Source organism: Cohnella cellulosilytica (assembly GCF_042431195.1).
GTDB lineage: Bacteria > Bacillota > Bacilli > Paenibacillales > Paenibacillaceae > Cohnella > Cohnella cellulosilytica.
In genome coordinates this window covers 198,133-211,772 of record NZ_JBHMDN010000069.1, presented here as the reverse complement: position 1 = coordinate 211,772, position 13,640 = coordinate 198,133, and the positions used below count along the sequence as shown (strand labels likewise).

14 protein-coding genes are annotated in these 13,640 nt (G+C 53.9%); 3 read left to right on the top strand and 11 right to left on the bottom strand.

Annotated features, from left to right (window positions below):
* Positions 1-35: 35 nt before the first annotated feature.
* From ACFFT4_RS31220 to ACFFT4_RS31190, 7 genes are all read right to left on the bottom strand, one after another.
* Positions 36-446 carry a VOC family protein gene (locus ACFFT4_RS31220; protein ID WP_378053035.1) on the bottom strand — a complete coding sequence of 137 codons (411 nt, stop codon included), beginning with the start codon at positions 444-446 and terminating at the stop codon, positions 36-38.
* A gap of 4 nt (positions 447-450) precedes the next feature.
* On the bottom strand, positions 451-1,431 hold the full coding sequence (locus ACFFT4_RS31215) for a zinc-dependent alcohol dehydrogenase (RefSeq protein WP_378053034.1): 981 nt from the start codon (positions 1,429-1,431) through the stop codon (positions 451-453).
* Positions 1,432-1,478: 47 nt separating this feature from the next.
* Positions 1,479-2,261 carry a sugar phosphate isomerase/epimerase family protein gene (locus tag ACFFT4_RS31210; RefSeq protein ID WP_378053079.1) on the bottom strand — a complete coding sequence of 261 codons (783 nt, stop codon included), beginning with the start codon at positions 2,259-2,261 and terminating at the stop codon, positions 1,479-1,481.
* Positions 2,262-2,296: 35 nt separating this feature from the next.
* Positions 2,297-2,938 carry a ThuA domain-containing protein gene (locus ACFFT4_RS31205; protein WP_378053033.1) on the bottom strand — a complete coding sequence of 214 codons (642 nt, stop codon included), beginning with the start codon at positions 2,936-2,938 and terminating at the stop codon, positions 2,297-2,299.
* Positions 2,939-3,041: 103 nt separating this feature from the next.
* Positions 3,042-4,634 carry an extracellular solute-binding protein gene (locus ACFFT4_RS31200; protein ID WP_378053032.1) on the bottom strand — a complete coding sequence of 531 codons (1,593 nt, stop codon included), beginning with the start codon at positions 4,632-4,634 and terminating at the stop codon, positions 3,042-3,044.
* A gap of 109 nt (positions 4,635-4,743) precedes the next feature.
* Positions 4,744-5,628 carry a carbohydrate ABC transporter permease gene (locus tag ACFFT4_RS31195; protein WP_378053031.1) on the bottom strand — a complete coding sequence of 295 codons (885 nt, stop codon included), beginning with the start codon at positions 5,626-5,628 and terminating at the stop codon, positions 4,744-4,746.
* 19 nt (positions 5,629-5,647) lie between these two features.
* Positions 5,648-6,571: an ABC transporter permease gene (locus ACFFT4_RS31190; RefSeq protein WP_378053030.1), complete on the bottom strand. Its 924-nt coding sequence runs from the start codon at positions 6,569-6,571 to the stop codon at positions 5,648-5,650.
* 692 nt (positions 6,572-7,263) lie between these two features.
* Here ACFFT4_RS31190 and ACFFT4_RS31185 point away from each other — a divergent pair.
* Genes ACFFT4_RS31185 through ACFFT4_RS31175 form a run of 3 tightly spaced genes read left to right on the top strand, consistent with a single transcriptional unit; the run spans position 7,264 to position 9,573 of the window.
* Positions 7,264-8,346 (top strand): LacI family DNA-binding transcriptional regulator, encoded by a 1,083-nt coding sequence (locus tag ACFFT4_RS31185; RefSeq protein ID WP_378053029.1) that lies wholly within the window; start codon positions 7,264-7,266, stop codon positions 8,344-8,346.
* A gap of 12 nt (positions 8,347-8,358) precedes the next feature.
* The gene (locus tag ACFFT4_RS31180; protein ID WP_378053028.1) at positions 8,359-9,129 is read left to right on the top strand and encodes a ThuA domain-containing protein; all 771 of its coding nucleotides are present in this window, start codon (positions 8,359-8,361) and stop codon (positions 9,127-9,129) included.
* 21 nt (positions 9,130-9,150) lie between these two features.
* Positions 9,151-9,573, top strand: coding sequence for a VOC family protein (locus tag ACFFT4_RS31175; protein WP_378053027.1), 423 nt, complete (start codon positions 9,151-9,153; stop codon positions 9,571-9,573).
* Between the two features lie 483 nt (positions 9,574-10,056).
* On the opposite strand, the gene ACFFT4_RS31170 is transcribed toward ACFFT4_RS31175, so the two are convergent.
* From ACFFT4_RS31170 to ACFFT4_RS31155, 4 genes are all read right to left on the bottom strand, one after another.
* Positions 10,057-12,210 carry a penicillin-binding transpeptidase domain-containing protein gene (locus tag ACFFT4_RS31170; protein WP_378053026.1) on the bottom strand — a complete coding sequence of 718 codons (2,154 nt, stop codon included), beginning with the start codon at positions 12,208-12,210 and terminating at the stop codon, positions 10,057-10,059.
* Positions 12,211-12,333: 123 nt separating this feature from the next.
* Positions 12,334-12,690 (bottom strand): YrdB family protein, encoded by a 357-nt coding sequence (locus tag ACFFT4_RS31165; RefSeq protein ID WP_378053025.1) that lies wholly within the window; start codon positions 12,688-12,690, stop codon positions 12,334-12,336.
* A gap of 24 nt (positions 12,691-12,714) precedes the next feature.
* Complete coding sequence (locus tag ACFFT4_RS31160; protein ID WP_378053024.1) at positions 12,715-13,413, bottom strand: DUF4386 domain-containing protein; 699 nt, start codon at positions 13,411-13,413, stop codon at positions 12,715-12,717.
* A complete protein-coding gene (locus tag ACFFT4_RS31155) occupies positions 13,410-13,640 on the bottom strand; it encodes a helix-turn-helix transcriptional regulator (protein ID WP_378053023.1) in 231 nt (76 codons plus the stop codon). Before ACFFT4_RS31155 ends, ACFFT4_RS31160 begins: the two co-directional genes overlap by 4 nt.

Here is a 13,640-nt window from a genome sequence, read left to right as displayed (position 1 = left end):
GGACTGAAGACCGATCAGGGCGCGAAGACCTGTCTTTAATGGTCATCCTGAATAAACTCGACGAGCTCGCCGCCCGGCGCGCGAACGTAGGAGAAGCTCAAGCCGACGATTTCGCCCGAGCGGGTCGGAATATTGCTGTGGCGCGGAACGCCAAGAGGCGTCGCTCCCGCCGTTACGGCCCGGCGCACCGATTCCTCGATATCCGTCGTACGAACCGCCAGATGCTCCCACATCCCATCGACGAATTCTCTCTTTGTCTCGTAGATTTCCAGGAAATCTCCATCGCCCAGATCCACCAGCACCGCATGATCCTCGGCTCCATCCTTGCCCCATTCCACGACAAAGCGCGCGCCGAGACCTTCCCTATAAAACTTGACCGTACTTTCGATATCCTGCGTCTTTAAGCAAACATGATGAATGCCCTGCTTTTTAGTTGTCGTATACATGGTCTCAGCTCCAATCAAAAATAACGCAGGGCTTCGTCAAAACGCCGTCGGCAATTCCCGCGTAGACTTCTCCGCATGCGCTTGGCGCATAGCTATCATAGATGTTGTCGACCCGGATCAGCCCGTCGCGAATCCATTCCATCGCTTTCCTGATGCTCCCGTGATTGCTGTTGGGATGGAACTCCGAAGAATGCCGCGGAAGCGACCACTCCCACCCGGAATTAACCTGTACGTAGCCGTAGAAAATGCTGCGCAGCAAATCGTGCGCGAACTTGTCCGTCGAACGGTACCAAGGCACGCCGACCAGGTACAGCTCCCCGCCCTTGCGCAGGTTGGCCAGCAAGGCATACACCGCCTCTTCCCTGCCGGAGCAGTCCATTGCCAACCCAGCCGTTCCTTTCAGTCCCGGCACCTCATCCGGCGAGGCATACACATGGCGCAATCCGCAAGAGCGGGCTGTCGCCCTGCGGCCCTCGTTCGGATCGAAGGCATAGACCTCATAGCCGCAATGCTGCATCACCTGCGCGCACATGAGGCCCACAATGCCGAGTCCCGTTACCATAACCGATTCCGTCGGGCGAATCCGGGAATGAATCATGGAGGTCATCGAGACGGCCGGGAAACGGCCAAGCACGGCATGCTCCGGCTTCATTCCCTCCGGTACGGGAATATAATCGTTGAATTTGACCCGGCTGTAGGTCTGATGCGGGGACAGAGCAAGCACGCGTTCGCCTGCTTTCACGTTCGTAACTCCTTCGCCTGCCTCAAGCACCTCGAGAATAGCGGCATAGCCGGTCTCTACCGGGTACTTCATTCCCCCGGAGTAGTCCTTGTATGCGCCCATCTCCGAGCCATTCGAGACGAGCGATACGAGCGTTCGCCCGATAATTTCATCCGCTGCAAGCGGCGACGGATCCCAGTCGCACTGCACAAGCGACGCTTGCTGCTTGCCCGTGAACTTGATCGCCTGATTGGTCTGTATCACAGCAACATCTCCTACTGGTTTAGTAACAAAGCCGACGCACGGGCCGACTAAAGCCGCCCCAACTGCTCCAGCATCCCGGCATAACACCGTTCCGCGCCGTCAAACTGCGGATATTCGGTTTCCGATTCATGCTCCACGATCAGCCATTCGGTTCCCGAGCGGCTGCACGCCTCAAGAATCGCCGGCCAGTCGTTGTCATCCGTAGCGCTGCCGATGAACGTTTCGTGGCCAACATGGCCGGAGAACGGCTTGCAATGCACAAGCGGCACTCTCCCCGGGTGATCTGCGATCGCCTGGGCCGGATCGGCTCCCGCTTCGATGCAATTGCCCGAATCCAGCTCCAACAGGACGCCGGAATGGGTATGCTCGCTAAGCAGCGACCACGGCGTCGACTCTCCGAAATGCGTATTGAATTCATGCGCATGGGTATGGTAGCCAATGCGGAGATTCCGCTCTTCCGCCAGTCTCGCAAGCTCATTGATGCGGTCTGCGTATCGCACCCACACCTCCGCGCCATCCTCACTTTGCTTATGTCCGATTTGCCAAGGCCCGCCCAAGGCCGGGATAATGATATGGGTCGTTCCGGCGCGGGTATGGTAGTCCAGGGTGGCCTCTATCGTATCCGGCTGGAGCAATTTCCATTCCGTATGCCAGCCGCAGTTGACGAGTCCGATTGCCTCCAGATAAGCTTTAATCTTCTCCGGCTCATGAATGAACGGGCCGTAGAATTCCACCCCTTCATAGCCGATCACCTTGACTCTGCGCAGCGTCGACTCCAGGTCGCGCTGAAACTCCTTATATACCGAGTACAAGCCTAATGCCACTGACATCGAACCCACCGACACATCGCCTCCCTCGTTATGCTCTAGCTCTGCCGAGCAGCCCAGTCCGCACCATTTTTCATCAGCTGAATCATTTGAGGATGACCCAGCGCCTCTGGATTATGTCCGGGGGTCAGCGCCACGACTTTGCCGTTCCCAACCTGATGCGCCCATCCCCCGACTGCCGTCAAATGCTGGGAAGTGCTGAACAGAATCACATCGGTTTTCGTCGTATCGACTTGGCAGTAATAATGCTCGTCGATCGCTACGAACGGCTCGATGCCTTCGATCATCGGATGCTTAAAGCTGGTCGCCGGGTTGTTCGTCACCGCCACATGATGGGGAGAATGCTCGACGAAACGGCCGGAATTCAGCTCCACATAGAACGGGCTGTCCGGCTCGATGAGGACAAGCCCCGCGTGAATGAACATCATGCCCATGCCGTCCCTTACCTTACGAACAATCTGGCGCTGCTCGTCCGGGGTCATATTGGTCTCCCCTTCCGGGCGCCCGTTGGTAAAGAACAAGGCCAAATCCACCGATGCCTCGGTCTCGATCAAATCTCTCGCCCGGTCCGTGAGAATAACCTCCCACCGCTCCGCATCGAACACCTTTTCCATGACCGGATCAATGACTTCCTTCGGATGGTTAATATCATCGCGAATTATATACACCCTGCTCTTCATTGTATCTGCGCTCCTCGCCATTGCGATGTTTTAGGCTTCCATACCGGCATGCGGGCTCTTGAACACCGCCCTTTCCCTTGCGGGAAAGGACGGGTCTGCGAATCTATTGCTTTTTGGATGCAAGCCAGGCGTTGACCTGTTTCTCCACTTCCGCTCTGATCTTGTCCAGACCCGCGGCCTTGGCTTTATCCAGATAGGTCTGGTAGGCCTTATCCACATCTTTGAGCAGACCTGCCTCCAGCGGGTATCCATATTGGCTGTTTACATCGTTAAGCGCCGTATACTCCGTCTCGAAGCTGCTCTTGTCCATGACAAAGCCTTCGAAAATGTCGGGCACCACCTTGCTGTTGATCTTCTCCATCATGGTGTCGTAATTCACCCAGGCATCGCTCTTGCGCTTCTTGAAGTTGGCGTTGGCAAACATGCCGCTCGGGAAGTAGTTGAAGGATGCGCCGTCCGCGATGTTCGACGTATCGATCGTTCCATCCTCGGTCAGGTTGTAGTTAACGCCCTCCATGCCATAAGTAATGAAATCCCAGAGATCTTCATGCTGCTGGATATAATCCAGAACCATCAGCGCCCGTTCGGGATGCTCGGCATTCGTAGAGATGGCCGTCATGCTGCCGGTTGTGGAGCCTTGAAGAACGGAATCCGGATTTCCTTCGAAATACATGAAGTAGTTCAGTTCCCAGCCCTCGTCGCCGTGTTCCTTCGCCACCTGTGTCGCATGGTTGTTATAGCCGGGCAGCTGCTCGTTAAAGGATGCCGCCGCTACTCCGTTGAGCACCTGCGATACGCCCCAGTTCGTGCTGGTAAGCACGCTGGAGGACCAGAAGCCCCGGTCTGCCCAATCCTTCATTTTATACATAAATTCTTTGAATTCGGGCGTCTCGACAACGCTCAGCACTTGACCGTTTGTCGGATCGTAAACAAAGTTGAACAGTCTGTCATGGATTTCGTCGATGCCGATATAATGCGTGGTGTAAATCCAGGAAGTGCCGTACACCTGACTCTGATAATCGTCGCTCGGGATGATTCCCGGCTCGTTGTCCTTGATCCCCTGCAGATAGGTCTCGATATCGTCCATGGACTTGATTTCAGGCAGATTGTGCTTCTTCCTCAAATCCTCCCTGTATACGAAGGCGGGGGCCGTTACTCCCGTGTCCATACCGGGGACGCCGTAAATCTTTCCGTTGACGGAAGCCGCATCCCAGGTCGTCTTCGGGATATTCTCCCAAAGGTATGGCGCATACTGCGGCAGCAGATCGTCAAGCGGGATGAACGCGTTCTTGGCCGCATAGCTTTGATAATCCAACCAGCCTGGAGCCGCCTGCATCAGGTCGTATTTTTCTCCCGAAGCGATGGCCAGGGCATAGTTGTTTTTGTAGTCGTTGCCTGCCGCATAAGTGAAATCGATCGTCGTATTCAGTTCCTTTTTCAATCTGTCATTGAGCTTATCCCAGTACTCCTTGGCCAGGTCCGTATTATTGGGCGCATCTGAAATCGCATACATTTTCAGCTTCACATACTCCAGATCCCCCGCGTACCCCGAGCTCTCCGCACCTTCTGCCGGCGCCTTGCCGTTGCTGCTGCTGCTGCCGCTGTTGCTGTTGCCGTTGCTGCTGCATGCGATACTGCCAAGAACCATTGCCGATACCATTAACCCTGCCGTCAATTTCTTAAGGCTGTTTCCCATCTTTCCGTTTCCTCCTCTTGTGGACATGAACTGTTCCCGCTTTTTGACCTTTGCCCCAATTTTCAAAAAGTAGGTTTATATAGTAATTTGCATTACTACCGCTTGTGAATTATCCTTTGACCGCCCCGATGGAAATCCCCTGAACAAAGTACTTCTGAAGGAAAGGATAGAGGAAAATAATCGGCCCTGTCGCCACGATCGCGTTCGCCAGCTTCTGAGTCTCCGTCGGCAGAATTTTGCTGGTAAAGTTCTCCGCTCCCACCGATGCGATCTTGGAGGCGGCATTCAGGATGTTGTATAACCGGTATTGCAGAGGCCACATATCGGCTTTGGTAATATAAAGGGAAGCCAGATACCAGTCATTCCAGTAGGCCAACGCCAGAAACAAGGCAATCGTGGCCAGAATCGGCTTGGACATCGGCACGACGATCTGCAGCAGCGTTCGAAACTCCCCCGCCCCTTCCAGCCTTGCGGATTCCACAAGCGCGTCCGGAATCGTCTTCATGAAATTACGAATAAGCAAAATATAGAACGAGCTGCAGATGGACGGTATGATCAGCGCCCAGATGCTGTTCTTTAATCCCAGCTTGGTCACTACGATATACCAGGGCACCAAGCCGCCGGAAAAAAGAGTCGTAAAATAAATCGTGAAGGAAATGATATTGCGATATTTTAATTCGCTTCTGGAAATCGCATAGCCGCACAAGGTCATCACCGCCAGACCGATGCCGGTTCCCGCTCCGGTTACAAAGATGCTGACGCCGTAGGCTTTGGCAATCTGCGCCGGAAACAGGAAGATGCTGCGATAGCCGTCCAGCGAGAATCCCCTGGGCAGAATGGAATAACCGCTTCGCAGGATCTGCGAGCTGTCCGAAAGCGAACCGGAAATCACCAGAATAAAGGGCAGCACGCAGATCAGAGACGCAAGGGAAAGAACGACATAGAATAATAGCTTTAATCCTTTTTCACTGGCAGACATTTCATGTTTATCCATCTTCCTCGACTCTCCTTATTTAGAACAAGGCGTTTTCCGAATTCGTCTTGCGTATGATCTGGTTCACGGTGACCACGAGGATAAAGCCGAATACAGACTGGTAAACGCCTGCCGCCGTAGAGGTTCCCAGATTGAAATTGACGGTCATCGCACGGTAGATATAAGTATCCAGAACATCCGTCACGCTGAATAACTGCCCGTTTCTCTGAATCAGGTTATAGAACAGTTCAAACTGCCCTCTCATGATGCCGCCAAGGCTGAACAGCACCAGCATAATAAAGGTCGGCTTCAGCATCGGCAGCGTGATATATCTGATCTCCTTGAACAGGTTGCAGCCGTCGATTTTGGCCGCCTCGTAAATCTCCCGGTCAAAGCCCGTGATAGCGGCCAGATAGACGACCATCCCGAAGCCGGTCCCTTTCCACAGGAAGAAGAACGTGATGATAAACGGCCAGATCCATGGAATCATATACACGCTGACTTCGGTTCCGCCGAAAGTCTTCAGCACCGAATTAAGTACGCCGTAATTGCTGTTGAAAATGTTGTAGGCGATCGTCCCCACGATTACGTAGGATACGAAGTGCGGCAGCAGCATGACGGATTGCGTTAATCTCTTGAAGAACCGTCCGACAATCGTCGTAATCATGATGGCAAACATGCACTGCATGATATTTCCCAGGAAAATAAACACGAGATTGTAGAGGATCGTATTCTTGGTCAAGTAGATAATCGGCGCGTCCCATCCACCGGAAACGAAATACTGAAAGTTCTTCAATCCCACGAACGGACTGTGAAGAATCCCCTTGCCAAAGTCGTAATCGACAAAGGCATAATACACGCCCATCATGGGGACATAGCTGAAAATCAGGAAAAAGCACAGCGCCGGAAGCGTCATTGCATATAAAACCCTGTGCCTGTACAGCTCGTTGAATACACCACGCATCGCAACTTCTCCCTTTACGATCGGCATCGATACCCATGCCTGGTTTTAAAGACATTTCTCCCTGCAAACTTACTTCAACGACAACTTGGAAGCGGTACCAAAGCGAAGTAAAAAATAAAAGCAGCCTCCATTTGTTCCCTCTTGGCACCTTTTCTCTCTGACCCGAACCGAAACTGCCCTATTTCTTGTTTTGCCGAAAGCTTTTTAACGATAATTTCCCTTATGAGTCTTTGGTACCGGTACCAAAATGAGTTAAAAAAATTAGCGTGGCCTCCATTTGTCATTTTTTGGGACTCATTCTTCCTAAGTGAACTATAAATTAAACCGTTCTTTCTTGTCAACAACAATTTTGAAGTAGAATCTTCTTTATCGGTTGACTTGGTACCGGTGTCAATTCGGCATCCACTTCCTAAATTGAACTATAAATTACGCCGTTCATTTTTGTCAATCCGATTTTTGTCCGAATTTTTGGGTTTTCTGCTCCGGTCCCTCATTTTGATATCGGTGTCAAAAACATTTTGTTCTCCGTTGACTTTTAATTTCCCCCATACTACAATTAAGAAAAATATCGGATTGCTTATTTTTTCCTGTTTTTAAGCATAATGTACAGTTAATACGACGCCTTGGTACCGGTTGCAGCAAAGTGAGTTGGTGTTCCTATATATAGAACTTAGCAGAAAGGGATTTTTTTCATGCCAGAGGATCGGAAGAACCTTACCATCTATAAAATCGCCGAGTTAAGCGGGGTGTCCGTCTCCACCATCTCCCGCGTAATCAACAACAGTCCCTATGTTTCCGCGAAAACAAAGGCGCACGTGACCGACATCATTAACAAATACCAGTTCTCTCCGAGCTCCGTGGCACGCGCCATGAACAGCAATCACACCCAGACGCTGGGCGTGATCGTGTCGGACATTACCAACCCTTACTTTAGCGAGCTGTATTTGGAGATCCAGCGCTATGCGGTGGATTTCGGGTATTCCATCATTTTATGCAACACCTTTTATGGCGGATCCAACCATGGCGTCTCCGATGCCATTCCGGAAAAAACCTATTTCCAGACGATGCTGGATAAAAAGGTGGACGGCGTATTGATTCTCGGCGGCGAAATCGACCGGGATCACATTTCCGATGCTTATAAAGAAGCCCTGAATCGGATGGGCCGACAGATTCCGGTAGTCATTCTGGGACAGTCCGTTCCGGACTGCAGCTGCACCTTCCTGAACCGGAATATAAGCGGCGGCATCTCCGCCCTGATCCATCATCTGCTGGCGCTGGGCCGCCGCAGGATCGGCTTTGTCGGAGGCGAGGAAGGGATTCGTACAACGACGGCCCGACTGGCCGCCTTTACGCAGACGCTGAAGAATCTGGCGATTCCTTTTGACCCCTCGCTGGTCTCTCTAAGCAATTATTACGCGCCGGACGGCTATCGGGCGATGGCCAAGCTGCTGGAGCAGCCGGAGACGACCCCCACCGCCATTATCTGCATCAACGATGCGGTCGCCCAGGGCGCCATCCGGGCCATCGCGGATAAAGGACTGCGCGTACCGGAGGATATCTCCGTGGTCAGCTGCGACCAGTTTCCTTCGGGCGAATATACCTGCCCCCGCCTGACGACGCTGGACCAGCAGAACAGCTACCTGGGACGCATGTCCATCATGACCTTGATCAGCGCGATCAACAAGGATTCCGAAGGCCTCAACATTTCCCATGAGCCCCACTTAATCATCCGGGAATCCTGCGGTTCGCGTCTGGGTTTTCAATTCGAACAATAGGGGACTTTCCTAATGGAACGCAGAATCCGGGTCACCATATTCAACGAGCACAATCAGGACCGCAGCGAGCCGGTAAAATCCGTCTATCCCGACGGTATTCATGCCGCTATCGCCCAGGCTTTTCATGGCTGCGACGACTTTGAAGTGACGATTGCCACTCAGGATATGCCGTCCCACGGGCTTCCCGAAGAAGTCCTCACGGCTACCGACGTTCTGATCTGGTGGAGCCACATCGATAACGCCGCCTTTGACGACGCGGTCGCCAACCGGATCTGTTATCACGTCGTCCATCGCGGAATGGGTTTTATCGCGCTGCATTCCTCCATCTTCTCCAAGCCCTGGCAGCGAATGCTCGGGATCTATTACGATGCCGGTCCTTGGGGACGCTTTCGCACCATGCCCAAGGGGGAGAAGGAGAAAGTCTGGGTCATTAACCCCGGCCATCCCATCGCCTACGGCTTGGACGAATGCATCGAAATTCCCGCAGACGAAATGTACGGCGAGCCGCAGCTGATTCCCGAACCGGATCAAACTCTCTTCATTTCCTGGTGGGAGGGCGGCGACGTTTGCCGCAGCGGCAACCTTTTCTACCGCGGGAGAGGAAAGCTGTTCCAGTTCACCCCCGGACATGAAACGTTTCCGATTCTGTATCAGAAGGAAATCCACCAGGTGCTGCGCAATGCCGCCAGATGGATGGCGCCGAGTCCGGCTATGATCCTTCCGACAACAGGAGCCGGACACCTCCATGGCGATGCGCGCGAAAATCTGGATCACAGACAATAAGGAAGGCAGGGTGTTCAAATTATGTATTCCAAGTTAAAACAAAAGGGGATCCATCACGTTTGTCTGCGCGTGCCCAATCTGCATGTCGCCGCCGACTTTTACAGAAATGCCTTTGATGCCGAGCTGGTTGCGGAATGGGGGGCGGAAGGGAAAGAGGACCACGCCTTTATTCTGGATCTGGGTACCGGCGATTTCCTGGAGATCTTCGGCAGCCCCGAACCCTTCGCCCTTGGCAAATGGCAGCATGTCGCCATCTGGACCGACGATATGGAAGCCGCTTACGAAAGAGCGCTTGCCCACGGCGCCACTGTCGCCACCCAGCCCGCCATCTCCCATATTCCGACCCGTTCCGGCCAGGTCGTTCACATGAAATTCGGCTTCCTTAATGCACCCGGCGGAGAAGTCGTGGAGCTGATTCAAGATGTGGATGCGGATGCCCGTTGAGGAACTAACTTAGGACCGCTAAAAGCGGGCAGCTGCCCGCTTGGGCCTGCGTAACGGCCTGGCAGACCGCTAAAAGCGGGCAGATGCCCGAATGGGCCTGTGTAACGGTCTGTCAGACCGCTAAATGCAGGCAGCTGCCCGATTGGGCCTGCGTAACGGTCCGACAGACCGCTAGAAGCAGGCAACTGACCGAATGGGCCTGCGTAACGGCCTGGCAGAACGCTAAAAGCGGGCAACTGCCCGAATGTGCCTGTTTAACGGTCTGGCAGAACGCTAAATGCAGGCAACTGCTCGAATGGGCCTGCGTAACGGCCTGGCAGAACGCTAAAAGCAGGCAGCTGCCCGAATGGGCCTGCGTAACGGTCTGTCAGGCCGAGTAGGGGATTCGCGATTCCTGCGAGTCCATATATGCGAATTGGTCGGTCATAAAAAGATGCAGGGGCTTTCCATTATCCGGAAGGCCCCTGCGCTGTATTTCCTTCTTCAATTCCCACTCCGAGCTTGCTCGAAAATTCGTTTTACTTTCGGCGCCACGTAGCCGCTGCCTCCGCGACCCTGTACGTTCTCGATCATCATGGAGATTAGCAGCTGCGGGTCGCCCGCATCAAAACCGACGAACCAGCCGTTTTCCTGTCCTTTTGTCCCCTTGCTCGCTTTCAGCTCCGCCGTGCCCGTCTTGCCGGCGATCGAAGCGCCGGCAATATTGGCGCCATGCCCGCTGCCTCCCGGACTGGCCACCGCCTTCACAAGATCGGCCTTGATTAGCTCCGCCGTATCCGCCGACATCGCTTGCTCCTTCCACAGCTTTCCCGCAGAAGCCGCATCGGCCTCCGACAATTGCGGATACACGATATTTCCATCGTTGACTAGCGCGGAGTAAGCGAAGGCGACATGCAGCGTCGTCATCTCCACCTGCCCTTGCCCGTAGCCGGAGTCGGCAAGCTGAATATCGCCGGACGGCCCGCCTCCGCCGGTGGCAAGCTGCGAAGCGCTGAACGGATAAGAGAGCGGCAGCGGCTCTCCTATCCCGAATCGCGCCGCGCCCTCGACGAATGGCTTTTTGCCGATGGCCAGCGCCGTCTGAGCAAAATAGATATTGTCGGAATAGGTCAACGCCCGCTGGAGATCGACCGGATTCGTTTCGTGCACCCGCTTCACGTAATACTTGCCCCAGGAGCTGTCCTTCTTCCAGGTCAATCCGGCAATCTCCTTCGCCTCGTTCGGATCAAGCGCGCCGCTGTCGAGCCCGATCGCCGCCGTTATGACCTTGAAGGCCGAGCCTGGCGCATACGTCCGGGAGAACCGGTTCAGGAACGGATGACGCGGATCTTCATTCCATTGCCGGTATTGCTCCTTGGACACGCCCTGTACGAAAGCGTTCGGATCGTACGACGGGCTGCTGAGCAGCGCCAGCACCTCGCCGGTCGCGGGCTGAATTGCCGCAACGGAAGCTTCGTCGGCCTTTATTTCCTCGTAGATTGCTTGCTGCACCGCCGTATCGATCGTCAGCTTGTACGTCGCGCCGTTCGTGGCATCCTGTCCCGCGACCACCGATTTTCGCACGCCTGCCTTATCGATAATAACAGCCGACTGGCCTGAAGTACCGCGCAATTGCGTCTCCAGCGCAAGCTCCAGCCCCGTCTTGCCGATCAGATCGCCTGCCTTGTAGCCCTGAGCCTCGCGCGTCTTCAGCTCGTCGGCGTTGATCTCCCCGATATAGCCGATCAGATGAGCCGCCGCTTCCCCCAGCGGGTAGCGCCGGACCATCACTTTCTGTGCCGCGACTCCCGGAAGCGCGACAAGCTCGTCCCTTACCGCATCGTCGGCCGCTACGGCGATCGGAACGAACAGATGCGGCTTTACCCACGACGCGCCCAGCTTACGGTCAATCTCCTGTACCGTCATGCCCAGCTTTGCCGCCATCGCCGCTTTGACCGTATCGGCCGAATCCCCCAGCTTGTTCGGCACAATGCCGAGCTGCGCCGCCTCGACGTTAACCGCCAGCGGATTGCCGTTGCGATCGACAATCTCGCCGCGCACCGCCGGGGTCTTCTCGATCCGCACCGTATCCCCTTCTTCCATGCCGGGGAAAATATAGGAAGGATTCCAATCGATGAGCCAGGCCGTGACATCGTCCTCCACCGTCTTTCTCACCCGGCCCTGGTTGTCGAATGAAACGGGTCCTTCCGCCGTATCCATCGTGACGCGATATGAGAATCCTTTGACGGCAGTTCCGGTTCCCGTCACCGCCGTACCTTCCGTGCCCGCACCGTCTCCGTCCGACGCCTGTTGTTCCGCCGGAAGCGCCGTGACGACCAGATTGGATACCTTGAGTGCATCGTAGATCGTCTGATATCGCTTGACGAACTGTTCTTCCGTCAGATTTTTCTTCACGAAGGGCGAGAGCAGCGCATACATCCCCGCATAATCCAACCGTTCCCATGCCGACAAATACGCGTTTACGCCCCCCGACGCATCGGGCGCGGCCGAAGGCTCCGAAGAAGGAGAGCCCGTGGATGTCTCCGAAGCTGAAGGGTCCGGAGACGATTTGCCGAACAAATCGGAACAGCCCCCGAGCAGGAAGGAGAACAGCAAAACGATAATCGCCGCCGAACGAACGCTGATCGGTCTTTTCAACTCTATCGACCTCCTCGATCTCCCACAATCACCGGCTTGCAAACACAACACTATTGTTTATACCGCGATCGGGGTTCGATGTTTCTGTCGGCCGGAAATTTTGTTGTAAAACCGCTTCTATTTTCACATTTTTACCTCATGCAATTTTAAGATAAAAACAGCTGCCACGATAAGGAAGGACACCGCCAAAAAAGCAAGACCGAGCACTCTCTGCTCGGTTGCGTACAAAGCTGCGGAAGCCAGAACAAATACAACAAACTTTAGCGCCGTTCGAATGGGGAAGGAGAAGACGGGAAGCGAAGCCTTCGGGGAAAGAAACACTCCCCACAGAATGGCGACGGCTAGCGGCAAAGCGATTGCCAATATCATATTGACAGCTGTCCCCGACTCGATATGGTAACCGTAATAGCCGAACGCAATCATTGCGAGGATCTCCAGCAGAAAAAATAGAGCGAGGATACTGCCGCCGATCACTTTCATTCCATCCGCCTCCGAGGTCAACGATTATTTATCTTGAAAAGAAGAACGATTAAACCCCTTCGCGATGAGCCACACTGCAAGGGACATTTCATTGGCGAATATCGGAAGCGCCAGGATCGCCCCCCAAGCGGAAACTTGATCGATAACATCGAATATTTCCAGCATGGCGGCCAAGAGGATCAGTACCGACCCTGTCATTCCCAACACGGGGATGAACCTGGGAACAAGCTTGGATTTATAAAAGATATAGCTGTACATCATCGTATTAATGCCCAGAAAGAAATTGGGACCAAGCAGAAACGTATAGTCGTGCAAAGCTTTTAGCAATGTACCCGAAGCCTGATAAGACGCGATATCCGGAGCCCCCGCCGCCACATAATCCCGGCTTAAGGCCAACAGGGACAATACGCTGACGATTCCTATCGTGATAACTATGGCCTCCAAAAACCGGAAACAGACATGCCACAAAGCAATCGTTCCATTATACTTTTTCAAGAATGGGAACATTGTGGTAGCCGTGCCGACTGCCGAGACGACAAGAATGAGCTCCATAATCGCTCCCAGGATCACCTGATTGGCGTGTGCCGAACCTTGAATCAGGTAATCCGGATCGTTCAGAACCGGTGCATAGAACAGAGCGCCTAATACGGCCGTAACGGCCGCCACAATAAACAGAACGCCAACGATTTTGGACGCTGTCCTCGTTGAGAACTCCATCTTCATCGTCCCTCCTCTGAGTTTTCTCCGTAAAAGAATACCTCTTCCAACGATAAACCGAAGGCATGAGCAATACGAAAGGCCAGTTCCAGAGACGGGGAGTAATTCCCTTTTTCAAGAGCCACAATCGTTTGTCTGGTTACGCCCACCTTGTCAGCCAACTGCTGCTGGGTCATCTCGTTATGGTTAAATCGTAGTCTTCTGATATGATTGCCGACAAGATTTTTGCCCAT